This is a genomic window from Methylovulum sp. (genome assembly GCF_028687615.1).
Lineage (GTDB): Bacteria > Pseudomonadota > Gammaproteobacteria > Methylococcales > Methylomonadaceae > Methylovulum.
Genome location: NZ_JAQTZU010000005.1, coordinates 69,726 through 95,112 on the forward strand (window position 1 = coordinate 69,726; position 25,387 = coordinate 95,112).

General features: G+C 49.5%; 14 protein-coding genes. 10 read left to right on the top strand and 4 right to left on the bottom strand.

Annotated features, from left to right (window positions below; genetic code table 11):
- Positions 1-52 precede the first annotated feature (52 nt).
- Together PHH59_RS04280 and PHH59_RS04285 are read left to right on the top strand one after the other, a co-directional pair.
- Positions 53-3,802 carry an HAD-IC family P-type ATPase gene (locus PHH59_RS04280; protein ID WP_300011752.1) on the top strand — a complete coding sequence of 1,250 codons (3,750 nt, stop codon included), beginning with the start codon at positions 53-55 and terminating at the stop codon, positions 3,800-3,802.
- Between the two features lie 149 nt (positions 3,803-3,951).
- Positions 3,952-5,538, top strand: coding sequence for an ABC-F family ATPase (locus tag PHH59_RS04285; protein ID WP_300011755.1), 1,587 nt, complete (start codon positions 3,952-3,954; stop codon positions 5,536-5,538).
- Positions 5,539-5,626: 88 nt separating this feature from the next.
- Here the strand turns inward: PHH59_RS04285 and PHH59_RS04290 are convergent, their stop codons facing one another.
- Both PHH59_RS04290 and pdxJ read right to left on the bottom strand, forming a co-directional pair.
- On the bottom strand, positions 5,627-6,364 hold the full coding sequence (locus PHH59_RS04290) for a hypothetical protein (protein WP_300011757.1): 738 nt from the start codon (positions 6,362-6,364) through the stop codon (positions 5,627-5,629).
- A 109-nt stretch (positions 6,365-6,473) separates the two neighbouring features.
- Positions 6,474-7,217, bottom strand: a complete 744-nt coding sequence (pdxJ, locus tag PHH59_RS04295) for a pyridoxine 5'-phosphate synthase (RefSeq protein ID WP_300011760.1) — start codon at positions 7,215-7,217, stop codon at positions 6,474-6,476.
- 1,633 nt (positions 7,218-8,850) lie between these two features.
- Between pdxJ and PHH59_RS04300 the strand changes: the two genes are divergently transcribed.
- The 8 genes from PHH59_RS04300 to PHH59_RS04335 all read left to right on the top strand — a co-directional run bounded on the left by PHH59_RS04300 (position 8,851) and on the right by PHH59_RS04335 (position 22,658).
- Complete coding sequence (locus tag PHH59_RS04300) at positions 8,851-14,886, top strand: Ig-like domain-containing alpha-2-macroglobulin family protein (RefSeq protein WP_300011763.1); 6,036 nt, start codon at positions 8,851-8,853, stop codon at positions 14,884-14,886.
- Between the two features lie 223 nt (positions 14,887-15,109).
- Complete coding sequence (locus PHH59_RS04305; protein WP_300011766.1) at positions 15,110-17,308, top strand: transglycosylase domain-containing protein; 2,199 nt, start codon at positions 15,110-15,112, stop codon at positions 17,306-17,308.
- 129 nt (positions 17,309-17,437) lie between these two features.
- Positions 17,438-17,626, top strand: coding sequence for an IS3 family transposase (locus PHH59_RS04310; RefSeq protein ID WP_300011769.1), 189 nt, complete (start codon positions 17,438-17,440; stop codon positions 17,624-17,626).
- Positions 17,627-17,909: 283 nt separating this feature from the next.
- Positions 17,910-18,956 (top strand): hypothetical protein, encoded by a 1,047-nt coding sequence (locus PHH59_RS04315; protein ID WP_300011772.1) that lies wholly within the window; start codon positions 17,910-17,912, stop codon positions 18,954-18,956.
- 179 nt (positions 18,957-19,135) lie between these two features.
- Positions 19,136-19,768, top strand: a complete 633-nt coding sequence (locus tag PHH59_RS04320) for a transposase (RefSeq protein ID WP_366904548.1) — start codon at positions 19,136-19,138, stop codon at positions 19,766-19,768.
- 403 nt (positions 19,769-20,171) lie between these two features.
- Positions 20,172-20,858 carry a hypothetical protein gene (locus PHH59_RS04325; RefSeq protein WP_300011774.1) on the top strand — a complete coding sequence of 229 codons (687 nt, stop codon included), beginning with the start codon at positions 20,172-20,174 and terminating at the stop codon, positions 20,856-20,858.
- A gap of 8 nt (positions 20,859-20,866) precedes the next feature.
- Complete coding sequence (locus PHH59_RS04330; protein ID WP_300011777.1) at positions 20,867-21,946, top strand: GSCFA domain-containing protein; 1,080 nt, start codon at positions 20,867-20,869, stop codon at positions 21,944-21,946.
- 205 nt (positions 21,947-22,151) lie between these two features.
- The gene (locus PHH59_RS04335) at positions 22,152-22,658 is read left to right on the top strand and encodes a transposase (RefSeq protein ID WP_300011780.1); all 507 of its coding nucleotides are present in this window, start codon (positions 22,152-22,154) and stop codon (positions 22,656-22,658) included.
- 154 nt (positions 22,659-22,812) lie between these two features.
- Here PHH59_RS04335 and PHH59_RS04340 read toward each other — a convergent pair whose 3' ends face one another.
- The gene (locus PHH59_RS04340) at positions 22,813-23,784 is read right to left on the bottom strand and encodes a polysaccharide deacetylase family protein (protein ID WP_300011783.1); all 972 of its coding nucleotides are present in this window, start codon (positions 23,782-23,784) and stop codon (positions 22,813-22,815) included.
- 194 nt (positions 23,785-23,978) lie between these two features.
- The gene (locus PHH59_RS04345; RefSeq protein WP_300011786.1) at positions 23,979-25,178 is read right to left on the bottom strand and encodes a tetratricopeptide repeat protein; all 1,200 of its coding nucleotides are present in this window, start codon (positions 25,176-25,178) and stop codon (positions 23,979-23,981) included.
- Positions 25,179-25,387 lie beyond the last annotated feature (209 nt).

The window sequence follows — 25,387 nt, forward strand, 5'->3', positions numbered from 1 at the left end:
AAATATTACCCCCACAGTGACGGTTATGAATCATTTCTTAGGCACAAGCCCCATGCGCTATCTCATTCCCAGTGTTTTCTTAACTGGACTTTTGCTGTTGAGTTACCGCGTGTTAAGCGGTTTTTTGATCAGCATTATCTGGGCGTTTATTATTGCTTACGTCACATGGCCTTTGTATAACCGCTTGCGGCGACAAATCAAAATCAATGCCACGCTCAGCGCCGCGCTGATGACGGCGATCATTACCGTCGCCATCTCCTTGATTATTTTCTGGCTGGTGGCGATGCTCCAAGATGAGGTCAAATTTGCCTACCAGGGATTGGCTGCCAACTTTAACCAACAACATTACCAACTACCCGATGGCATCAGGAAAATCCGCTGGTTGGCGGATTATGCCCAACCTTGGGTTGACCGCTTAAATACTGACCGTAGCGGCTTAATCGCCCAAATCATCGAATCGGCAAAACAGTGGCTGGGGCATTTTGCCCAGTTCCTTGGCGGTATCGGGCATTATGTGATGAACCTGGGCTTTACCTTGGTGACGGTTTTCTTTTGTTTCCGTGACGGTGATGCGGCGATACGGCAATTGCGGCGGGGATTGATCCATTTTCTCGGCGAATACCAAAATGTCTATCTGCAAGCGGCGGGCGACACCACCCGTGCCGTGGTTTATGGTCTGGTGCTGGCGGCAATGGGGCAAGGCTTTGTCGCCGGCTTGGGGTATGTGGTTGCTGGCGTGGACGCACCGGTACTGTTTGGCGTGATCACCGCCTTGCTGGCGATGGTGCCTATGGGTGCGATGATGGTTTGGATACCGATAGGCATCTCGCTCTTGCTCAACGACCAGTTAATTGCCGGAACGGGTTTGTTGCTGTGGGGCTTTCTTGCCATCAGCACCATCGACAATGTCATCCGCCCGCTAGTCATCAGCGGCACCGGCCAGGTGCCTTTTCTGGTGGTGATGTTTGGCGTGTTTGGGGGCTTGACCGCATTCGGGCCGATAGGCTTGTTTTTAGGGCCGGTGATTTTGTCGGTGTTGCTGTCGGTGTGGGAAGCCTGGCTGAAATTGCAACCCGATGAATTGGCGGCAACAGCCGGGTCGGTAAAAATCCATGACTGGCATAACTTGACTGCCGATGAAGCCTTGCATAGACAGCTTTCGAATTTGGCAGAGGGCTTAAGCCAATGCGAAGCGGACCAGCGTCTACAGCACCACGGACTCAATAAATTGACGGAAAAACCACCGCGTTCCGCCTGGTATTTGTTGTTTTCCCAATTCAAGAGTTTCCTGATTTTAGTCTTAGTCGCCGCCGCCGCCATTGCCGCGACTATCGGCGACGTCGTTGATGGCATCGTCATCATGGTGGTGGTCATCATCAACGCCCTGCTGGGCTTTTATCAAGAATTCCAAGCCGAACAATCCCTGTCGGCATTAAAAAAGATGCTGGCGTTACAGGCCAAAGTCCGCCGCGACGGGCGCACGCTTGAAATTCCTGCCGAGCACCTCGTGCCTGGCGATATTGTGGTTTTGGAAGCGGGCAATAAAATTCCCGCCGACGGGCGAATTATCATTGCCCGAAGTGTGGAAGCGGACGAATCGTCGTTGACGGGCGAATCGCTTCCGACCGGCAAACAGGAACAGGCCCTCCACACCAAAGCCGTACCGCTCGCCGAACGTAGCAATATGCTGTACATGAACAACGCCGTGACCCGTGGACGCGCGGAAATGGTCGTCACGGCAACGGGCATGGACACGGAAATCGGCAAACTGGCGGACTTGTTGTCGCAAACCGAAGACGGGGAAACGCCTTTGCAAATCCAACTGGCAAGCGTCGGCAAACGCCTCGCCTTGCTTGCCCTGGTGGTGGTGGCCATTGTGTTTGCCGGCGCTTTATGGCGCGGCGAAGCCCTTGCCGAAGCCGCTTTCACCGCCATCGCCCTGGCGGTTGCCGCCATCCCCGAAGGTTTGCCCGCCGTGGTGACGGTCACGCTGGCTTTGGGTATGCACCGCATGGCTAAACAACAGGCGCTGGTCAAACGTCTGGCGGCAGTGGAAACCTTGGGCTGCACGTCGGTGATTTGCACCGACAAAACCGGCACCTTGACCGTCAATCAAATGACGGCCAGGGCTTTGTTTTATAAAGGCCAGCGTTATCAAATCAGCGGCGAAGGCTACCAAACGCATGGCATTATCAAACCCGAAGCGGGTGGAAACGCATCTGCCGATTTGACGGAGGCCTTGTTGCCATTGGCGTTGTGCAATGACAGTGAATTGCAAGGGACTAAAGTCATCGGCGACCCGATGGAAGGCGCGTTGCTGGTACTGGCGGCTAAAGGCGGCCTCAGCAAGCAACAGGCGAGTGCACAATACCCACGCATCGCCGAAATTCCTTTCGATGCGGAGCATAAATTCATGGCGACCTTCCATCGCCAAGAGGATGGGATCACCGTGTTTGTCAAAGGTGCGCCGGAAGTGTTGTTGACGTTATGCACATTTACCTTGGATGCTCAAGGTGCCACCGTCGCCATCCCAGCAGAAACCATCCTGCAACAAAACGCCGATATGGCAAGCACCGGACAGCGGGTGTTGGGGGTTGCCGTCACGCACATCAAATTATCCGGCGACACCGATACTCAAGGACAAGACGGCCTTGCATTGGCAGAAGATTTATTTGGCTACTTGCAAAACCTGACTTTTGTCGCGCTAGTCGGCTTGATGGACCCACCCAGGGCCGAAGCCAAATTAGCCATCGCGCTTTGCCAACAAGCCGGTATTGCCGTGAAAATGATCACCGGCGACCAAACCATCACGGCAGCCGCCATTGCCAAAGAGTTGGGCTTGCTGGGTGAAGTCATCAACGGCGCGGAATTGGCGGCGATGGACGATGATGTGTTGGCAACCTGCATCAATGACATCGCCGTGTTCGCCCGCACCGCGCCAGAACAAAAAGTCAGGATCATCAAAGCCTTAAAGTTATCCGGGCATATAGTCGCAATGACCGGCGATGGCGTGAACGACGCCCCCGCGTTAAAAACGGCGGATATGGGCATAGCGATGGGCATCACCGGCACCCATGTCGCCCAAGAAGCCGCCGCAATGATCCTGACCGACGACAATTTCGCCACGATAGTCAAAGCCGTCAAGGAAGGCCGCGGCATTTACGAAAACATGGTCAAATTCATCCGCTTCCAACTATCCACCAACATCGGCGCGATTTTGACCGTCACCTGCGCCCCGTTACTGGGCCTGCCCGTGCCCTTCACCGCCGTGCAATTGCTCTGGATCAACATCATCATGGACGGCCCGCCCGCCATGTCGCTAGGCGTTGATCCCATCCATGCCAACAGCATGAAAGCCCCGCCACGCGATCCCGAAGCACGGATATTGTCCTGGCAACGGCTAGGCAATCTGTTCAGCTATGGCCTGACGATGGCTATCGGAACCCTGGGTGTATTGTTTTACGGCTTGCAGACCGGCACGGCGGCACATGCCAGCACCTGGGCATTCAATACCTTTGTGCTGTTCCAAGTGTTCAACGTTTTTAATGCCCGTGCGGAAAAAGGCAGCGCGTTCAATTGCCATTTTTTTGCCAACTACTGGTTTTGGCTGGCACTGGTCTCGGTGCTGTTATTGCAAATAGTGATCATCCAGTGGTCGCCCGCCGAAGCCATCTTCCATACCACGGCATTGACCAGCACCGATTGGCTGATTGCCACTGGCATTGCGGCATCGGTGTTGGTTTTTGAAGAATTACGCAAATTGTTGAATAGGTTGTTGAATAGGTTGTTGAAGTGGAAATAAGTTGACATTGGAATGTTTTAAATACGGATGTTACACATCTGTCCACGAAAAACACAAAAAACACGAAACAGCTACGATTACAACAATGCCCACTTAACAATACGCTAAACTATACCATTAAATTTCAACCAACCCTTTGGGACACACTTTTGATCTCTACAGCAAACATCACCATGCAATTTGGGGCCAAGCCCTTGTTTGAAAACGTCTCTGTCAAATTCGGCGACGGCAACCGTTACGGCTTGATAGGCGCGAACGGTTGCGGCAAATCCACGTTTATGAAAATTCTCAGCGGCGATTTGGAGCCGTCGGCGGGCAACGTCAGCGTCACGCCGAATGAGCGGCTAGGTAATTTGCGCCAAGACCAATTTGCCTATGAAAACTACCGCGTGCTGGATGTGGTGCTGATGGGCCATGCCGAAATGTGGGCGGCCATGTCCGAACGCGATGCCATTTACGCCAACCTGGAAGCCACCGAAGACGACTACATGCACGCCGCCGAACTGGAATCGGTGTTTGCCGAATTTGGCGGCTACACCGCCGAAGCCCGCGCCGGGGAAATCTTGCTAGGCCTGGACATCCCGTTAGAACAACATCAAGGCCCGATGAGCGCGGTCGCGCCCGGCTGGAAGCTGCGCGTGTTGCTGGCGCAAGCCCTGTTCGCCAACCCCGACATCATGCTCTTGGACGAGCCGACCAACAACTTGGACATCAACACCATCCGTTGGCTGGAAAACATCCTCAACGAGCGCGATTGCACCATGGTCATCATCTCGCATGACCGCCATTTTTTAAACAGCGTCTGCACCCACATGGCGGACATGGATTATGGCGAATTGCGCGTCTATCCGGGCAATTATGATGATTACATGGTCGCCGTCACCGAAGTGCGCGAACGCTTGCTGGCGGGCAATGCCAAGAAAAAAGCCCAAATCGCCGAATTGCAAACCTTCGTTAGCCGCTTTTCTGCGAACGCTTCCAAAGCCAAACAGGCCACCTCCCGCGCCAAACAACTGGACAAAATCAAGTTGGATGAAGTGAAACCGTCCAGCCGTGTCAACCCCTTCATCCGCTTTGACCAAAGCAAAAAACTGCACCGCTTGGCCTTGGAAGTGGAAGGTTTGGGCAAAGGCTACGGCGGCGAACCGCTGTTTAAAAACCTCAAACTGATGATTGCCGTCGGCGAGCGCGTCGCCGTGATCGGGCCTAACGGTATTGGTAAGTCAACTTTACTCAAAACGCTGGTGGGTGAATTAACGCCTGACACAGGTGTTGTGAAATGGTCAGAAAACTCCGAAGTCGGCTATTTCGCGCAAGACCACGCCGACGATTTTGCCGAAGACTTGATGCTGATCGAATGGATGGGGCAATGGCGCAAAGAATCGGATGATGACCAGACCATACGCGGCACTTTAGGGCGGCTGTTATTTTCCAGCGATGACATTAACAAATCCGTCAAAGTGCTGTCGGGTGGCGAACAAGGCCGGATGCTGTTCGGTAAACTAATCCTGCAAAAAAACAACATCATGGTGATGGACGAGCCGACCAACCATTTGGACATGGAGTCGATTGAATCGCTGAACACGGCGTTGGAAAATTATCCGGGTACGTTAATTTTTGTCAGCCACGACCGTGAATTTGTGTCTTCGTTGGCGACGCGGATTATCGAACTGACACCGCATGGGATTGTTGATTTTAACGGCAATTATGAGGATTATTTGAACAGCCAGGCGTAAGGCGGAACCCAATGTAATCCGCAAGTAGGTCGTATACGGCGATAGCGGCATACGGCCTACTAATGACAAATTATTCCGCAACGGATTTTCAGTAATGCCATCCAGGTATGCCCAAATTGGCATCCACATCATCTGCCGACGGCCTTACCGTCACGGTAAAGCCAGCGCCACATGCAGGGTCAAGCGGATTTTTCACCAGATTACGTTTGACTTGGAGCACGGGCGGTTCTCCCAGTCCATCCACGCCTTGCGCTTTTCCTAACAACGCATATTGCGAGCCATTTTCAGGTATCCACAAATTCACCTTATGGGCGCGGATGGTCGGCGCCGTTAAAATGCAAATATCGGCAATCGCCACTTCAATTTTTAAGGCGGTGGCGCAACTTGATTTAACGAAAGAAGGTGCGACGAATTGGAATGGCACACGGCCTTGCAAATTGGCCTGCAAGTTTCCATTCGTGCCAAAAAAACCGATGGTGTTGCCCAAATTATCGTGTTTTTCATCCTGGGCTTGAAAAATATTCTTGTCTTGTATCAAATCCGCCTGCCCGGCATATAAGCTAGCACCGATAATCTCGCTAAGATCGGCGATTTTGTGGCCGTCGGAGGCGATCAATTCGGGATTCAAGGTCGGGAACACCACGCTTTGTGCGCGGATCGGTTTTTCCCTCGCTTCACAACCATGCCCGATGACGATGGCATTGTCACCACCGGTACCTTCCAATATCGACCGCACTTTAATCTCGTCATGCGCAAAAGCTTGCCGACCTGCTAAAAACAGACCGACGGTTACGGTGCAACAGGCTAAATTCTTTAATGTTTTCATGTTAGTCCTCCTTAGGACGCTTAGGTGTTTATGCCGACTGGTTTATTGACGCGGTAAATCACAATGATGATAAACGATATATCTGTGCAATCCAATGATAATGCGGCAGCTACGCATCCATCCTGGCTTGCCGCATCAATGCCTTCAAATCCTTGACCGTCTGCGCCAATCCCGAAAACACCGCTTGGGCGATGATCGAATGCCCGATGTTCAGCTCGACGATTTGCGGGATGGCACAAATCGCTTCGACATTATTGAAGTTCAAGCCATGTCCGGCATTTACCTGCAATCCGGCAGCGTGCGCGTATTCGGCGGCAGTTTTTATGCGAGCCAATTCCCTGCTTTGCATTGCCGGGATATGGGCATCGGCGTAGCTGCCGGTATGCAGTTCGATCACGGGGGCGCCGACGGTGATAGCGGCATCAATTTGGGCGTGGTCTGGCGCAATGAACAGCGAGACTTCAATGCCTGCATCCGCCAATATTGCACAGGCTTCTTTAAGTCGGGACAGATTGCCAACGACATCCAACCCACCTTCCGTCGTCAGCTCGCTGCGTTTTTCGGGCACCAAGCAACAGGCAAAAGGCCGGACTTCAGCGGCGATGCCGAGCATTTCCTCGGTCACCGCCATTTCCAGATTCAAGCGCGATTGTAGCAAGTCTTTGAGCAAGAAAATGTCGCGGTCTTGGATATGGCGGCGGTCTTCGCGCAAATGGGCGGTGATGCCGTCAGCCCCGGCTTGTTCGGCGACCAACGCGGCTTGGATGGGGTCTGGGTAACGGGTTCCCCGGGCTTGCCGTAAGGTGGCGACGTGGTCGATGTTGACGCCTAACAGGATGGGTTGTTTGTTCATGACTCTACTCTGGTAAAAGGTTTTTGATTGGTTTTTTCAACGAAATACACGAAAAAAGTTGTGTAAAAGCGACACTGTCACTTTAGATTCTGCTGACATTTGATAAAAATACTTAGGAATGAGCATGAAATAACTTATGCAAATGCGTTCGGTGCAGGTGCGGATAAATCCGACACTTACATGTCGAACTTATTTCATGCCCATTGCTTATTTTATCAATCAGATATAGTTTTACCTTGCATTCATAACGGATTGTTTTTTAATATCTATTACTGAAATATCAACAGAGCACAGAAACATGTGGATCCCTTTTATATTGATTTTATGATGTTTTTTTAAGGTACGCATAGTGTGTCGCACCTAAAAAAACCGAAACTATGGCCGCAAAAGTATACTTTATTCTTAACACTGGGCTTTGGAAAGACAGAATCAAACTATAACCTTGGATGGTCATATTTTCTGACTTTTATAGCCAATACGATATAAATTGATGATGCCCAAAAGTCGGTAGGAAGGACGCGCAGTCCTCATCAGCTTATATTGGATTAGCTATGCTATCCATCCAATATCTGTTCGGCTCTTTGAAAATAGGGGTTATTGATCAAAAGGCCATAAAGAGGTATCTTTTAATTAAATCCCCCCTCGCCCCATATTTTTCAAATGGCGATAATAAAAAACGTGGGTTTAATCACATAAATATCGGCAGAATTGACAAGTAGATGCTAATTCATAGCAAACTCTGGGTTTTTTACATTGCCAGCTTTTATGCGTTGCTTGGCGGGCATCAATGGCTTGTAGGTTGGCATCGTGCCTATGCCGTCCTGATGATCAACCAAAGTGCGCGGACTTTAGGTATATTTTTGTGGTTTTTACGAAGGCTTGGATGGTTATGGCACGGTATCAGGCGTTACAGATAAAGCAATCAGTTACTTTAGCAAGCTATTACGGTTTTTTCAGACGGTTATGGTTAAGCAGGGTGACACACATCTAGGTGGTTTTGGTTTTGGTTTTGGTTTTGGTTTTGGTTTTGATTAGCCTTAGTTTTCAGTTATTCCCCGCATAGACAGGGCTACCTCATTAAAATATTTTTATAAAACAATTGGTTATATATTTTCGTTTTATCGATTTAACGCCAGTGATTTTTTGCAATTTGTAACTTATTGTATTCACCAATGAATTGCTTATAGATTTAGAAACGGTTTAAAAAACCCATATTTGAACACAAACTGCAAATTTTTAAATAGCTGATTATATTTATATTTTTAATGAGGTGGCCCTGCCCGCATAGAGCCTTTTTCTGATCATTCCTTCCGGTTTCGTTATACTTAGAAGTTACGCAGAAGTTACGCATTGACAGATAGACTTTTTTGAAAACCCTGCCAATATGAAATTATGTAAACATTTTTATCATAGTAAAATGAACGTATTAGTAATCGTAATTTAGAGGTTTCCTTTAAATTATGCACAGCAAATGTTTTTAATAAATTAGGCATAAGTAAATGATTTTTTTGATGTTACCGCTATCAATGCGTAACTTCTAATACTTTGATAAGGCATCATCTTTGGCGCTTGGCGAAGGATGACGGATTATTTTCTATTTTCAAGCTGTGATACAACCTAGCGGTGGCTTTTTATGTGCTTTAATCGTCAAGTATTAACATGTGTTGTCGCCCTATCAATATTTTGGTTAGCCGCCGATGTCCATGCTGCATACGATTCAGCGGCTATCCCTGAATTCAAGGGACTTCAGGTCATAAGGATTACGCCGGATGGCGAAGATGTGCCTGCGGGTAAACAAATTGTCATTCAGTTTGACCGCCCCGTTGTTCCTATCGGGAAGATGGAGCGTCCGTCTTCCGAAATTCCTGTCATCATCACCCCGGCCCTTGCCTGCGAATGGCGCTGGCTTAACACCTCGGCATTGGCCTGTAATCTGCCGGATAAGGCGGCGCTCAAAGAGGCGACGCGTTACACGCTGGAAATCGAACCCGGAATTAAGGCCGAAGATGGCGCGACTATTCCTGATAGCTTCCATCATGGCTTTATCACTCAGCGCCCTGATGTGAACTACCATGAATTCCGGGAGTGGAAATCACCAGGGCATCCCGTTATTCGGCTGGTATTCAATCAGGCGGTGGATAAGGAATCGGTCGCACAGCATGTCTTTTGGAACGTCGGCGACAAGGCCGAGCGGGTTGCCGTGCAGGTTAGCGCCGACTCGGCAGATCATGAGCCGCCTCAGTGGATGCCCATTCCGGGAGAAAATGCCCTGCTATTTTTTAACAAACAGCCCCTACAAAAAAGCGACGATGACCTTCATAAAAGCTCAGGAAAGGAAGCGCGTAGGATTTGGCTAGTTGAGCCTGTGCAAGAACTGCCGTTAGATACCCACATTATTCTTAAAACGGAGCCAGGGCTGATGTCCGCGCTGGGGCCTGAACCCGGCGTGAGTTCCAGTCCTGTGGCGGAACTCGACACCTACCCGGAATTTACATTTCTCGGCATTAAATGCACGGTCAACAGCGGTGAAGAGTTGTGGATACCCGCCGGTCAAAAGCCTAGCGGAAAATGTGATCCGATGCGGCCGGTGGATCTTTCTTTCAGTACGCCGGTGGAGCGCGGCACCCTGGGCGACAGGGTGATATTCAACCCGCCTGTGGGTGGTTGGAAGAAAATCTCAGAAGCAGAAACAATAACTCAAGAGCCGGAAGAGGGCGGGGACAATGCTGAAGTCGGTTATCAATTTAGCCAACCGCATAGCAAGGGTGCCGTTTATGACGTATGGCTTCCAGGTGGCCTGAAGGTCGCTCAAGACTATACCGTACATTCACAGGCGGCAACGACTTTTTTTGAGCGGCTATGGCACTGGCTGCAATCTTGGTTTAAGCCCGCTGCCCCTGTTATTGTTGAAGTACAGGACATCTTTGACCGTAAGCTGCAACAGCCTATTGCCGCAAGCTTTGCGACCGCACATCGAAATCCCAATTTTGTCCTCGATTACTCCGATGCCGTACTGGAGAAGGGCGTGGACAGCGAAGTCCCTTTTTACGTCAATAACTTGAATAATTACCGCTTCGACTACCGCGCTGTAACAGCCCAAGGCGCTGACAAACAACAAACTTTCCGCAAAGCGATTCCGCGTGTTGAAGATGTGCAATTCGCCGTACCGTTTGGAGTGCGCGAGATGCTCGATGGCCGGACGGGTGCGCTATTCGGCACTTTGCAAACCGATCCCGTTATCAATAATAGCTATTTTCCACGCCTGTTTGCCCAAGTAACGCCTTATCAAGTCCATTACAAACTCGGCCACTTCAATAGCCTGGTTTGGGTCACTGACATGGCGACTGGCCAACCGGTGGCGGATGCCAGGGTCAGCTTATACCAAGATGCCTTTACCACCCTGCATACCGCGACTGACATCAGCGCGAAGGCAAGCACTGACACTTCAGGCGTGGCGCTATTGCCGGGAACAGATACGCTAGACCCTGATCTCTCGATTACGACACGTTACCAAGATGAAGCCAGCCGCTATTTCCTGAGCGTGGAAAAAGACGATGACATGGCGCTGCTGCCCATAGCGCAATCGTTTACCATTGATACTTACCGTGCTTCGGGCAGTGTAGCGGTGTATCCCTACAAACAGATGCGCTATGGCCATACACACGCTTGGGGTACGACCGCCCAAGGCATTTACCGTGCGGGTGACATCATTCAATATAAAATCTATGTCCGTAATCAGGACAACAACGGTTTTATACCGCCGCCCGCTGGCAGTTATCGGCTGAAAATCATCGACCCTATGGGCAAAGAAGTGCATGAGCGCAAGGATATTAGCTTATCGGCGTTTGGCGGGACCAGCGGGGAATTCACCGTCCCCAAAGCAGGCGCGGTCGGCTGGTATCAATTCAAGCTCATCGGTGACTTTGCCAAAAAACCTGAAAATGCCCAAGAAACCAACCAACATCAACCAGATACTGACAATGACAGTGCCGACAAAAAAACCTGGCTGCCGATGCGCGTCCTGGTCAGCGACTTTACGCCATCCCCTTTCCGGGTCAGCAACCAGCTGAATGGCGACCTGTTTCATGCAGGTGAGCAGGTGAACGTGGCGACCCATGCCGAACTGCATTCGGGTGGCGCCTACACCGATGCCGCCACGCGGGTCACCGCACTATTGGAAAGTGCGCCATTTAGTGCGAAACATCCGTTAGCCAAAAACTTCCAATTCGATAGCTACCAAAATGAAACGCCATCCCAGCAAATTTTTCAGAAAATCGACAAGGTAAATGACAAGGGTGAAAGCGCCCTTCATTTTGCCACCGGAACACCCCAGGTGGTCTACGGCAAACTTTTGGTGGAAAGCGCGGTTGCCGATGACCGTGGCAAATACATCAGCAGCCAAGCCCGAGCCGATTATCTGGGGGTGGACCGCCTGGTCGGCCTTTATAGCAGCGAATGGCTATACCAAGTCGGCAAAGCGGGCAAGCTGCAATATATCGTTGTTGATGAGCGGGGCAACCCCGCCAAAGGCACGGCGGTGGAGATTGCGTTAGAGCACCAAACCACCAAAGCGGCGCGGGTCAAGGGTGCTGGCAATGCCTACCTGACCGAATATCATAACGAATGGGAAACAGCTGGGCATTGTCAAGGGCTATCGGCAGAGGCTCCGCTTGATTGCCGCTTTACGCCAGCTAAAGCGGGCGTTTATCGGGCCATCGCAACTATTAAGGACACCAAAGGCAAGGCTCACTCCACGACACTGAGCACTTATGCCGTCGGTGATGATTTTGTGGTCTGGAACAATGAAAACGATAGCGGCCTGACTATCGTGCCTGAAAGCACGTCTTATAAAATTGGCGATACCGCCCGTTATCTGGTGAAAAACCCCTATCCGAACGCCAAGGCGTTGATCACCATCGAGCGTTACGGGGTCATCGACCATTTCGTGCAAACGTTCACCACCTCCACGCCCGTGGTCGAATTCAAAATCAAACCGGAGCACTTGCCGGGGTTTTATCTTTCCGTAGTCATTGTGTCGCCGCGTGTGGACAAACCATTGGATTTGGGTCAAGTTGACCTGGGCAAACCTACTTACCGTATGGGTTATGTGACCGTGCCGGTAAAAGACCCGTATAAAGAAATGCGGATTACCGCCCAAACCGACCGGGAGATTTACAAGCCCCGCGACAAAGTGACCGTCAAGCTTCATGCCGAACCGCGCATGAAGGATAAAAACGAGCCTATCGAATTGGCGGTAGCGGTGCTTGATGAATCGGTGTTTGACCTTATCGCAGGCGGCAAAAGCTATTACGATCCCTACCAGGGCTTCTACACGTTGGACAGCCTGGACCTTGGCAATTACAGCTTGCTGACCCGGCTGGTGGGGCGGCAACGCTTTGAGAAAAAAGGCGCGAATCCGGGGGGCGATGGCGGCGCCAATTTAAGTATGCGCTCGTTGTTCAAATTCATCAGTTATTGGAACGCGGAACTTAAAACCGACAACAAAGGCGATGCGACCATCAGCTTTGATGCGCCGGATAATCTGACGGGCTGGCGTATTCTGGCGATTGCGACCACGCCGACCGACCGTTTTGGTTTAGGCGATGCCAATTTTAAAGTCAACCGTCCGACCGAAGTGCGCCCAGTGTTGCCCAATCAAGTCATGGAAGGCGATCACTTCGATGCCGGTTTCAGCGTCATGAACCGTACCGACAAACCGCGTACCCTGAAAGTAAGCATCCACGCCGAAGGCCAGCTTGATGCGGCTAAAACGCCTGCCGACCTGACTAAGACTGTCACCATCGAACCTTACAAACGAGTCACGGTATCGATGCCAATCCAAACCACGGCAGTGGCGCAAACGCGCGATACCCAAGCAGGCAATTTGCGCTTTACCATCACGGCGGGGGATAGGCTGGACAGCGACGGCCTGGTGCATAGTCTGCCGGTCAATAAGCGCCGCAGCCTCAATGTCGCAGCGAATTACGGCACCACGACCCAAAATAAGATTGACGAAGCTATCCAGTTCCCCAAAGACATGCTGCCGGATATTGGCAGTGTCAGCGTTATTGCTTCGCCGACCGTTATTGGCAATGTCTCAGGCGCATTTAAGTACATGCGCGATTACCCGTATCTGTGCTGGGAGCAAAAGCTCAGTAAAGGGGTCATGGCGGCACATTATAAGAACCTAAAAGCCTACCTGCCCGATTCGTTGCAATGGGAAGGCAGCGAGTCCCTGTCGCAAACAACGCTGGAGCAAGCGGCAAGTTTTCAAGCGGCAAACGGTGGCATGACCTATTTTGTCGCCCAAGACCGCTATGTGGATCCTTACCTAAGCGCTTATACGGCGATTGCCTTTAACTGGCTGCGTAAAAGTGGCTATACGATTCCTGATGAGGTGGAAAACAAGCTGCACACCTATTTGGGTAATTTGCTTAAGAATGATGCCGTGCCTGATTTTTATTCCGAAGGCATGACCTCCACGGTACGCGCCGTGGCTTTGGCGGCATTGGCAGAACGTGGAAAAGTCAGCCTATCGGATCTGGAACGCTACCAGCCGCATGTGAAGAAAATGTCCTTGTTTGGCAAGAGCCACTTCTTGCAAGCGGCGTTAGCGGTCAAAGATGGTGAAAAATATGCGCCGGAGGTGGCGAACATGATACTGGCCACTGCCAATCAAACAGGCGGCAAATTTGTATTCAGCGAAACCTGGGATGACAGCTATACCCGTATTTTGGCGTCGCCCCTTCGCGAAAACTGTGCCGTGCTGGACGCTTTCACGGCCTATGGCGAACGCGGAAGCGGCAAGAATCTGGTTGGCGATGTCCCGTTTAAATTGGTACGCGCGATTACGCAGAGCCGCAAGAACCGCGACCATTGGGAAAACACCCAGGAAAACATGTTCTGTATGAATGCGCTGATTGAATTCGCACGGATTTATGAAAAGGATAAACCGGACATGACCGTGACTGCCGCCATGGACAGGGTCAGTTTTGGCAAGGCGGTTTTCAAGGATGTCCGCGACCCGGCGGCACAATTGGAGCGACCTGTCAAAGCCGGTGATGCAGGCCGTAAAACTTCCGTGCAAATCCAGCGCATAGGCCAGGGACGGCTTTACTTTGCGACACGCCTGGCTTACGCGCTGCCATCGGCACTGGACAACGCCGCCAATGCCGGCATTGAAGTGCACCGTGAATACAGCGTTGAGCGGGCGGGAAAATGGGAGCTGCTGAAAACCCCGTTACAGATTAAACGTGGCGAGCTAATCCGCGTCGATCTTTATGTTTCAGTCCCGGCGGCGCGTAATTTTGTCGTGGTCGATGATGCGGTGGCTGGTGGCTTGGAGCCCGTGAACCGCGACCTGGCGACAGCTTCTGAAGTCGATGCCAAAAAAGGCGATTTCAACGCGGCGGGCGGGGCTTTTTGGTTTAAATATTCAGACTGGACCGATTTCGGCGCCAGCTTCTGGAGTTTCTACCATCAGGAAATACGCCATGATTCCGTGCGTTTTTACTCCGATTACCTGCCAGCCGGAAATTATCATCTGTCTTATACGGCGCAGGCTATTGCCACGGGTGCATTCAGTGTATTACCGGCAATGGCCCAGGAAATGTATGATCCTGATGTTTATGGCAAGACAGAGGCGATAAACCTTCAGGTTGGCGAATAAGTAATGGGGCATAAGTTTTTTAACAAAATGAAAAAACTATTTGCCCCCTTCTTATTTACCACGAAGGGCACGAAGAACACGAAGTTAATTATTTTTCTTCGTGATCTTCGTACCCTCGGCACACCGCTACGCTGCTCCTGCATTGCCCTACCTCCTGCATCCATGCAGTCGTTCGTGGTGAGTAAAAAATATTAAAAGACTTTTTAAAGGCTGCTTATTTGTTATGGCAACTAGACGCTACGGCAAAATGGCGCTCCGCACAACCCTAGCGGTGCTTGCGCTGCTGGTGTTGAAAACGCTATGGGATATTGAGACGCCGAGCTTATCGTTGCGTACCGCCAGTTCCGGTACACAGCGTTTTCAGGTGCTGGATCGCCAAGGCAAGCCGTTGGGAATTTCTTACCAAAACCGTTTCAATACGATGGCTATCGTCCCCTTACATGCCATACCCGAATGGTTAAGACAGGCGTTTGTCACCTCGGAAGACAGGCAGTTCTTTGAGCACCATGGGGTAAACTGGACGGCACGGGCTAGCGCCCTATGGCAAAACCTTCGGGCTGGTAAGTCTGTGCGTGGCGCCAGCACGATTACCGAGCAAGTTGTGCGCATTATCCATCCGCGCCCGCGCACGCTTTGGTCACGCTGGCTTGAAGGCTTCGAAGCGGCATTGCTGGAGAACCATGCCAGCAAAGGTGAACTGCTTGAATTCTACCTCAATCAAGTGCCTTATGCCGCTAACCGCCGGGGTGTCGCACAAGCGGCCCGCTATTATTTCAACCGCGATCTGGGCACATTAACCCATAAAGAAATGCTGGCATTGGCTGTGCTGCCCCGTGCGCCGTCAGCACTCGACCTCTATAAAAATTCTGATGCCATTGAGCCTGCCATGACAAGATTAGCGCAAGCGATGGCTGATCGCGGCGAATTACCTGCGCAGGAACGGCAACAACTGGCCGCGCAAAAATTAGCCCTAGAGCCGCCGTTACCACCGTTAAACGCCAGCCATTTCATCAATTACATCCGCGAAACCATCCCCTATCATTTAAGCGACAACGGTGTGCTGCTAACCACACTGGATGGCGATTTGCAGCATAAAGCACAAGATTTCCTGGATGAGCGCATCAAAGCATTACAGCGAAAACAAGTGCGCAACGGTGCTGTCATGGTCGTGGATCATCGCACAGGCGAAATTCTGGTTTGGGCGGTCGGCGGGGCTATTAATGATCATGTTAACAATGCAACTCCTGGCGGTGCTATTGATGCCGTGCGCGCACCGCGCCAACCGGGTTCGTCAATGAAACCGTTCTTATATGCGCTGGCGCTTGACGCTGGCTGGTCGCCAGCAACAGAGTTAAATGACGCGCCTATGGCTGAGGCCATCGGTTCAGGCTTGCATGATTTCCACAATTACAGCCATCTGTTTTACGGCAAAATTTCCCTGAGAGAAGCACTCGGTAATTCGCTCAATATTCCGGCATTACAAACGATTGCTTTTGTCACACCAACACGCTATTTGGATACGCTACATGCGCTGGGCTTTGCCAGCCTGATACAGCCCGTTGAATTTTATAAGGAAGGCCTTGCGCTGGGCAATGGCGAAGTGACGTTATTCGAAATGGTGCAAGCCTATAGCGCCTTGGCCAGTCGCGGTGTATTCCGGTCTCTCACGCCGTTACCGCAGTCGCCCTTCACACGCAAAAACAGCCGCGTCTATTCGCCAGAAGCCGCCTCGCTGATTGCCAACATCCTCTCCGACCCGTTTGCCCGCAGACGTGAATTCGGCGCGGAAAGTGTGCTTAACCTTCCCGTACAAACCGCAGTTAAGACGGGCACATCGACCGATTATCACGATGCCTGGGTGCTTGGTTTTGATTCGCACTACGCGGTAGGTGTGTGGCTTGGCAATTTGGACCAAACGCCGATGGACGGGATTACCGGATCAACCGGCCCTGCTTTGGTGCTGCACAGCCTATTTTCCGAGCTTGCAGGACGCGAAAAACCGGAGCCGCTTTATTTAAGCCCCAAATTAACCCAGCAGGAAATATGCACCCATTACGACCAAGCTACCGGAAAAAATAACTGTTTTCCACGCACAGAATATTTCATCATTGGCAGCGAACCGAACCTTACGCAACCTGCACAGCCTTCGGGACGCCTTGAATTGCTCAGACCAACCCAAGGCTTGCAAATTGCCTACGACCCACGGATTCCTGCTAATGTGCAAGCATTCGAATTTGTCGCAGACGGTATGAGAGCAGGCCGTAACCTTGAGTGGCTACTTAATGGCAAAGCCATCGCCACAACACAAACCGGTCATTTCTTGTGGCCCATTAAACCAGGCTATTATTCCCTACGGGCCAAAGAAACGGGTGATAAGGAAAAAACGCTTGTTTCCGATATTGTTCTTTTTAATGTGAAGTAAACCCGATACTTTTATGTCTGACGAATACCCAAAAATCATGCCTTATAATCTGAATTGGGTGGTTTTTATGTTGGATTCCATCGGGATGGGTATTGCTGAAAGTCCAGCCGTCGCCAATAAATTGCCAAAATGATCGGGCCAGCCCAGTGCGCCCAAAAAACGCCACAGCTATTCAGCCGTGACCGCCATCAAACCCAAGACGAGATGGTATGGGCGGTGAAGAAATACATCCATTTCTACAATACCGAACGGATACATTCCTCGATTAGTTCGGTTTCACCCAACCAATGTGAACAGGTTTTTCTAAAACAGGCTTAACGGATTGTCCAAATTTACTTGACCATTACAGGCTTGTGTGGTCATGTCGATTTTCCCCAAGTATGGGATGAAAAGTTCGTTCGCAATAAATAGCGATGTTCCGTTGGCAGTCTTTTTACTGAGGCGATGACAGGACATTTTTTTATATCGGATTAGCCATACCTTTACACCATTCCGCCAAGGGAACTATCATTAAACCGTAACCAAAATGTCATTTTTTTGTAACTATTGATTGTTAGCCTTGCAAATCCAATTACAACATTTGTTAATCTAGAGGTTATTCATGAATAAAAAAGTAAAATTACTGAGCTATGCGGCACTTGGCTTAATTGTGAATTTATCGGCATCAACCATCGTACATGCCGGCTCATTCTCATTTGGCCTGTGGGGCGACATGCCCTATGCCAAAAATGGTGACGGTCTTAAAACTGGCGATAAAATGACCCGCTTGGTTGATAGCATGAACGCTTCAAACCTTGCCTTCACTATATTTGATGGCGACACCAAAGACGGTAGTTCAGTATGTACTGACAGCGCACTTGGACAAGAGTCCATTGATTTCTTTAATAGCGTTAAAGCACCAACTGTCTATGTATTGGGCGACAATGAATGGACTGACTGTCACCGCATCAATAACGGCGGCTATAACAACTTGGAACGCCTTAACTACCTGCGCCAAACCATGTTTGTTGATGACTACAGCTTTGGTCAAACAAAAATGAAACTGCGTCGCCAAGGCCACGCACAAGGGCTTTATTCAGAAAACAGCTTGTGGGCGCATAGAGGCGTCGTATTTGTAACCTTGAACGTTCCTGGCAGCAACAACAACAAAGTAAATGACGGTGAGTGCATTAATGCCAAAAGCGTCCGCACCCAAGCCGAGTGTGATGCTGACAATGCTGAATATGCAGCACGCGACACCGCCAATATTGAATTTTTGCACAAGTCTTTTGAAATTGCCAAAAGACGCAATGCCATTGGCTTGATGGTTGCCATACAAGCAGATCCTGTTTTTGATATACCAGAAACAGAGACTGTTGACGAAAGAAATACTGTAGTTGATGGTCTGCCACCGCATGAAGGCTATGATGCTTTCTTAGCCGCATTAACAGAAGAAACTAATGCGTTTAAAGGTCAAGTTGTGTTGGTACATGGTGACACGCACTTTTATAAAATTGACAAGCCACTGATCAATCAAGCCAATTTAATCAAAAACTTCACTCGTGTTGAAACTTTCGGTAGCCCAAACTTGCATTGGATTAAAGTCACTGTAGATGCTAACAATCCAAATGTGTTCACCTTCCAGCCTATGATTGTCCCAGGAAACTAAACGTTTCTTCTTCTGAAAAACTGGGCGGCACAGCCTGTGTGCTGCCCAGCACACTAACCCCAATGGTTCAAAATACTTTCGTTTGAAATACCGATTTGATGGTAAGGAAAAAATGTTGGCGCGTAGGATGCGGCGAGGTACGAACCGCATCATTCGGGAGACACGGCTCCATTTAAACCATGACCGAATACCGCCGTTTCCGACATCCCGGAACCACTTGGTTTTTCACGCTGAACTTGGCCGGACGCCGGGGAAACCGGTTGTTGACTGACCGAACAGACCTGTTGCGGGCGGCCTTCCCCCATGTAAAAGTCAAGCATCCCTATGGGATTGATGCCAGCAGCGTGGTTTTGCCCGACCACCTGCATTGCATTTTGCCCTTGCCGGACGGGGATTCCGATTTCTCTACCCGCTGGGGATTAATCAAAGCCCATTTTTCCCGTCATCTTGAAAAACTGAGCGGATTTCAAAAAGCCGTGCAAAACGGGGCGGGCGAGGCGTGTACCCACGGGGCATGGCAAAGGCGTTTTGGGGAACACTTGATCCGCGACGAAGCCGATTACCGGCAACATATCGGCTACATCCATTGGAACCCCGTCGATCATGGCTGGACGCAAAGTGTTAAGGATTGGCCGTATTCCAGTTTTCACCGCTATGTGCGTCGCGGGGTGCATCCAGAGAATTGGGCTAATGATGTCAATGTCTCCAACGTTACGGCGGGGGGGAGTGACGCGAACGATGCGATGCGGTTCGTACCTCACCGCATCCTAGGGACTCCTTGTGCAGCATCTGCCCCCGGCACCTTGGAATAAACACTACATGATATTTGCGCTCCCACTTGGAGTGGCTTAGACTTTCGGTCGTTCATCAGGATTCTCCTCAATTGTGTGCTTGGCGGTTCACGATTTCAAAGGTCTTGATAGTCTCCCCTTAATGTCAAACTTTTGCTGTCTCCCCGGCAAAGCCGAGGATTTCCTATAATTGGTTAATTTAGAAAAATAATTAACATGATCTAAAATACCGTGGGTTCAAAAAGCAAAAGTTGGCTGAACACACCAAAGCGCACCAGCTCCAGTCTGGACTCATTACAAGCACATTACTTTACTGATGTTACGCAGAGCTACAAGATTATGGTTAGAAACTCCGATATTGAAACAGTATATCTTGTGGAAAAAATTGGTTTCTGCATAACATCAGTTACTTTAGATAAATTAAATGAAAAAGGTTTTGGTAGTCGGACATAGTCATATACTAGCACTAAAACGGGCTGCTTCAGCTGACGAGTCATTTGAGTTTTATAGCATTCAAGAAAAAGGAATGGATGAGATATTAAACGCAAATGCCGATGCTTACCTGTCTATTGCCCTTTTAATTAGAGGCAATCACCACAACAATTTGGGGCTAATCAATCATCCTCAACCGTTTGATTTTTATTTGCCTGAAAATACCAATTTGCCGATAAGGCCAAACGCACAGCTATTACCGGTCAGTCTCGTTGCCAATGCTATGAAAGACCATATGAAGCAAAGCCTTTTTTTTGACATGACCTCTAATATAGTAGAGGCATTTAGAAATATCCCCATTTATCAAATCTGCTCCCCTCCCCCATTACCTGAAATGCACATTAGAAAACACCCCAGTACATTCAAAGAAAAAATAGACGAACTGGGTGTCTCACCTGCCATATTCCGCTACAAGTTATGGCACTTGTACTGGACGATAGCACACGCAAATTGCGCCAAATTAGGCATCACTTTTGTTGATGTACCCAAAACAGTACAAAATAAAAATGGATTATTGCATTTGGAATACTGTAATACTGACCCAACCCATGCCAATGACGTTTATGGAAACCTAGTGCTCAATCAAATCCGCGCCCTAAACAACATGGACATTAAGTAGGTATCACTATGAAAATTACCCCTTACACCAATTTGCCTGACCATTGTTTTTGGAAACGTAGCGTAACAAGCGTTAATCCTTCCGAATTTGATCCTATTGTCTCTGTCCCTTTTCAAATCACCCAACAAGATAAAGTAGCCACTGCTGGCAGCTGTTTTGCCCAACATATAGCCCGCTATTTGCGCAATTCCGGTTTTCATTTTTTAATTACCGAGCAGGCACATCCCATTATCAGCCACGAAAACGCGTTTATTTACAATTACGGCACATTCACGGCACGCTACGGCAATCTTTATACCACCCGACAATTGTTACAACTTTTCAAACGTGCTTATGGCAACTTCACGCCAAGGGACAACAAGTGGATAGGTAAAAAAGGGCAATTGATTGATCCTTTCCGACCACAAATCCAACCAAATGGATTTGCCAGCCTAGCCGAATTTGAAGCCGATCGGCAACAGCATTTAGCGGCAGTTCGCACGGCTTTTGAAACACTAGATGTTTTCGTGTTTACACTTGGATTAACCGAATGCTGGGAAGCAATTGCTGATGATGCCGTTTTCCCGCTTTGTCCAGGTGTTGCCGGTGGCGAGTTTGATGCTAAAAAATACAGATTACACAACTTTACCGTATCAGAAGTAGTAGCAGATATGTTGGATTTTATTGATTTAATAAGATCAGTGAATGAAAAAGCAAAAATTATTCTCACCGTTTCACCCGTACCGTTAATAGCAACCGCTTCGGCTTCACAACATGTCTTGACAGCAACCACTTATTCCAAATCTGTATTACGCGTTGCTTGCGAGGAAATCGCTGGCCAGCGTAACCAAGTTGCCTATTTTCCTTCTTATGAAATAATTACTGGAAATTATGCTCGCGGTGCCTACTTTGCATCAAATTGCCGATCAGTCCTTGAAAATGGCGTAGCTCATGTCATGCGGATTTTCCTGAAACATTTTGCAAACGTAGAACTCAGCACAGAAACAACTGACAACCCCGGTATGCCCATAAAAAATACCGAATACTTGCATCTTAAACAAATGGAAAAGCTGATTGAAGTCAATTGTGATGAAGAAGCAATACGCTGAAACCCGTAAGGCAATGGGATGGATATCTCCCACCTATCGGCATCGAGGTGCCAGCCGGATAAGGTACGCTGCGCGTACCTTATCTTTATGCCCCGCCATGTTTCACGATAAATGGCAATGTCAATCGTAATAACGGTACGCACAGCGCGTAGGATGCGGCGAGGTACGAACCGCATCATTCGGGAGACACGGCTCCATTTAAACCATGACCGAATACCGCCGTTTCCGACATCCCGGAACCACTTGGTTTTTCACGCTGAACTTGGCCGGACGCCGGGGAAACCGGTTGTTGACTGACCGAACAGACCTGTTGCGGGCGGCCTTCCCCCATGTAAAAGTCAAGCATCCCTATGGGATTGATGCCAGCAGCGTGGTTTTGCCCGACCACCTGCATTGCATTTTGCCCTTGCCGGACGGGGATTCCGATTTCTCTACCCGCTGGGGATTAATCAAAGCCCATTTTTCCCGTCATCTTGAAAAACTGAGCGGATTTCAAAAAGCCGTGCAAAACGGGGCGGGCGAGGCGTGTACCCACGGGGCATGGCAAAGGCGTTTTGGGGAACACTTGATAGGCGGGAAACGGTCTGGTGAAATATTTTTTAAGTTGAATGTCCATGTCGTTAGGATGACAGGACGATGTGCAGGGCAAATGGAGAGGCTAAGGTTTTTTTGTGGAATTTATGTGCAGATACTAAGGTTATGTTCCCGTTAATTATGGAATCTTTGAGAAGTAAAGCAAAGCGGAGTAAGCGGCGAGGTCTGACCCCGGCGGAGAGCAGGGTCAGGAATCAGAGCCCGCATACGATTTGTATCAGTGTTTGTGAGGCTCTTTCTTTACTTCCTATTTTAACTGATGCCGAAGATATTCAATTGCCTTTGGCATCATGGGTAGCCAGTAAATGACAATCGCCCCAGGTAACTGCATTGCCCAGTTCATTAAATAATACCGGCAAAGCGGCCTTCGCCTTGGCATGAACGTCATGAAACAGCAACACACCGTGCCTTTTAATCAGCATCAGCACCATCATGCGGTTGATAATATCATCCACATCGATATGAGCGTTCCAGTCTTGCGAATCGAGATTCCATAAAGCGACTCGCAAGGACTGCGCTTGAAAAAATGCGCCGCTGTCGGCTTTGCGTTGGCCGTAAGGCGGGCGGAATAAAGGCAGAAAATTTTCTTTGGCGATAACGGACGTTATCAGGGCTTGGGTACGTTTTATCGAATCCTGCCATTGCGCCCATTTGGCATGGGATTGGTGTTCCCAGCCGTGGGAGGCGACGCATTGGTGTTTATAAATCCCGGACAGGGTATTTGCATCGGTCTTATGCAATCGGGCTTGGAAATTTTCTCCCAGCACAAAAAATACCGCGTTTTTGTGGTTCTCCTCCAGCATGGCCAGCACATCATCGCTAGTTCCGTGAACGGCGCTAGGGCCGTCATCGAAACTGAGAAAAAACTGACGGTCGGCAAATTCGTCGCCGTTCCATTCTTTATCATTAAAAAGGTCAATCTCGCTGCTGACCTTTGGAAACAAGGCCGCCAACCGCATTTGTTCGGCAATATAGGCGAGCGAGAAGTCTGCTAGATTATCGCGCCAAGCCAGCATCTGAGGCGGTATTGTTGCCCGCCATATTTGCGCTTTGGCCAATAAATCCGCTGTGCTGCTAATATTGCCTGGACAAGTCCAGTCGCTGCTGCCGCAATCTTTTGCCGCTTGTTGATAATTTAGCAAAGATAAAGCCAGTTCTTTATTGAACCACTTGACAACAGATGCGCGATTGATGCTCTTGATTTTGAACGCTGCCAGCAAGTCGGCATCAGACGGTTTTTGCATGTCTTGCAGCGCCAGCGCATAAACCAGCAGCGCTGCGCGCGAAGCCTTGTCAAAGGCATTCGGGGAATTGACCCGTTCATGCCAAAGCTGTCGATCTGCTTTAGCAATGACAGCGGGACCTGCCGAATTTACCGTTGTTGTGTGCGATAACAACGCTAGGCCGATTGAGACAAGAACAACGCGCCAGCCAGACATTATTTAGCCCCTTTTTGCTGCATGCGTTTAATCGCTTTATCGTAAACGGTATTGTCTTTTTCGCGCTTGGCATAGTGATATTCACGCAAGGCGTCATTCCATTGCCCGGCTGCTTCGTATATCTTGCCGTTGTTGTAGTGGGAACTGGCTCTTACTGTAGCTGCCGTAGCACCGTTAGCCAGGGCTATCGCTTTTCTGTTGGCCCAGAGCGCCTCTGCTACGTTGCCGGCTTTTTGGAAAGCCAGGCCTAAATTGCTGTAAGCTTGCCCATAGTTGCCGTCGAGTTCGATAGCACTTTGATACAAACGTATCGCTTCGGCATAATTTCCGGCATGGTACGCCCGCTCGCCTTCAGCGTTCAGATCCTTGGCGTTTTGCTGACTGTCTGCGCTGTAATCGGTAAGCTGTACCGTGGAATTATCAATAATGCCCTGGAATTCGGAAGTTTGCAGGCGGTCATGGCTGGTTACGCCTTTAATGGTATTAAAATCCTGGAAATCACCCGATTCTGTTACGGCAAAAACTGTCCATAAATTACCGGTCTGATTTTTGGGGACATAGTAAGTTTTAACCAGCGTCTGGCCGACATAAACGAATACCTTGGCATGACTGGCCGATAAACGCGTAGAATCCGGTTCACTGCCATCGGTAAAATTATGCACCGCATAAACATAGCGTTCGCCATCATGCTTGCGATCAATAGTAATGGTTTCCGGGCCGTAGCTGGTCGTGTCGTCAACGTCTAATAAGGCATCGGTTCCGGTCATATTGGAAAAATAGACATGATTGTTTGGGTAAACAATATGCGAGTCCAAATCTTCCGGTTTCTGCCCCCAATTTAAGACGATACGCATGCCGTCCAGATTTTTCATCACCGGACTGACGGCATAGGTCATGCCGGCGCAAGGGCATTTGACGACTAAATCGGAATAGCCTGGTTTTTTTACAATTAATAATGCCGACGGGTCATTGACAAATGCGCTATTCAGGTTGACCTGGCCTTGGGCATTCGTCGCAGCAGTCACTGATTGTTCGCCATTTTTTTGCAAGGTGACGCTGGCACCGGCAATTTTTTGATCTTTTACCGTGGCGCTTAAAATTTGTATGCCTCCGGTATCTTCCGCGAGAATAGGCAAGGCTTGGAACAACAAAGACAATGCGGTCAATTGCAAAAAATTAGTTTTCAATTGCTCGTTCATATTTCCTCCAGGTTAACTGAGATTAGCAGGGGTCGTGGTACAGGCTTAAATTTGTTCAGTTCGGCTTTTTCAGCAGACTATTTTAGACGATAAAACACCGATGAATGTTGGGTTCATCAAAATGCTGGAGAATATACAGGATTTCGCTTGCTAGTGATGGACGAGATCGTCACTATCAATTAATAACTGAACGGCTGTATGGTAATACC

Coding starts and splice junctions, on each gene's coding strand:
- PHH59_RS04330 (WP_300011777.1), top strand. CDS start 20,867: ATGAAAATTACCCCTTACACCAATTTGCCTGACCATTGTTTTTGGAAA.
- PHH59_RS04310 (WP_300011769.1), top strand. CDS start 17,438: ATGATCGGGCCAGCCCAGTGCGCCCAAAAAACGCCACAGCTATTCAGC.
- pdxJ (WP_300011760.1), bottom strand. CDS start 7,217: ATGAACAAACAACCCATCCTGTTAGGCGTCAACATCGACCACGTCGCC.
- PHH59_RS04290 (WP_300011757.1), bottom strand. CDS start 6,364: ATGAAAACATTAAAGAATTTAGCCTGTTGCACCGTAACCGTCGGTCTG.
- PHH59_RS04320 (WP_366904548.1), top strand. CDS start 19,136: ATGACCGAATACCGCCGTTTCCGACATCCCGGAACCACTTGGTTTTTC.
- PHH59_RS04305 (WP_300011766.1), top strand. CDS start 15,110: ATGGCAACTAGACGCTACGGCAAAATGGCGCTCCGCACAACCCTAGCG.
- PHH59_RS04325 (WP_300011774.1), top strand. CDS start 20,172: ATGAAAAAGGTTTTGGTAGTCGGACATAGTCATATACTAGCACTAAAA.
- PHH59_RS04335 (WP_300011780.1), top strand. CDS start 22,152: ATGACCGAATACCGCCGTTTCCGACATCCCGGAACCACTTGGTTTTTC.
- PHH59_RS04315 (WP_300011772.1), top strand. CDS start 17,910: ATGAATAAAAAAGTAAAATTACTGAGCTATGCGGCACTTGGCTTAATT.
- PHH59_RS04300 (WP_300011763.1), top strand. CDS start 8,851: ATGTGCTTTAATCGTCAAGTATTAACATGTGTTGTCGCCCTATCAATA.
- PHH59_RS04340 (WP_300011783.1), bottom strand. CDS start 23,784: ATGCAAAAACCGTCTGATGCCGACTTGCTGGCAGCGTTCAAAATCAAG.
- PHH59_RS04345 (WP_300011786.1), bottom strand. CDS start 25,178: ATGAACGAGCAATTGAAAACTAATTTTTTGCAATTGACCGCATTGTCT.
- PHH59_RS04280 (WP_300011752.1), top strand. CDS start 53: ATGCGCTATCTCATTCCCAGTGTTTTCTTAACTGGACTTTTGCTGTTG.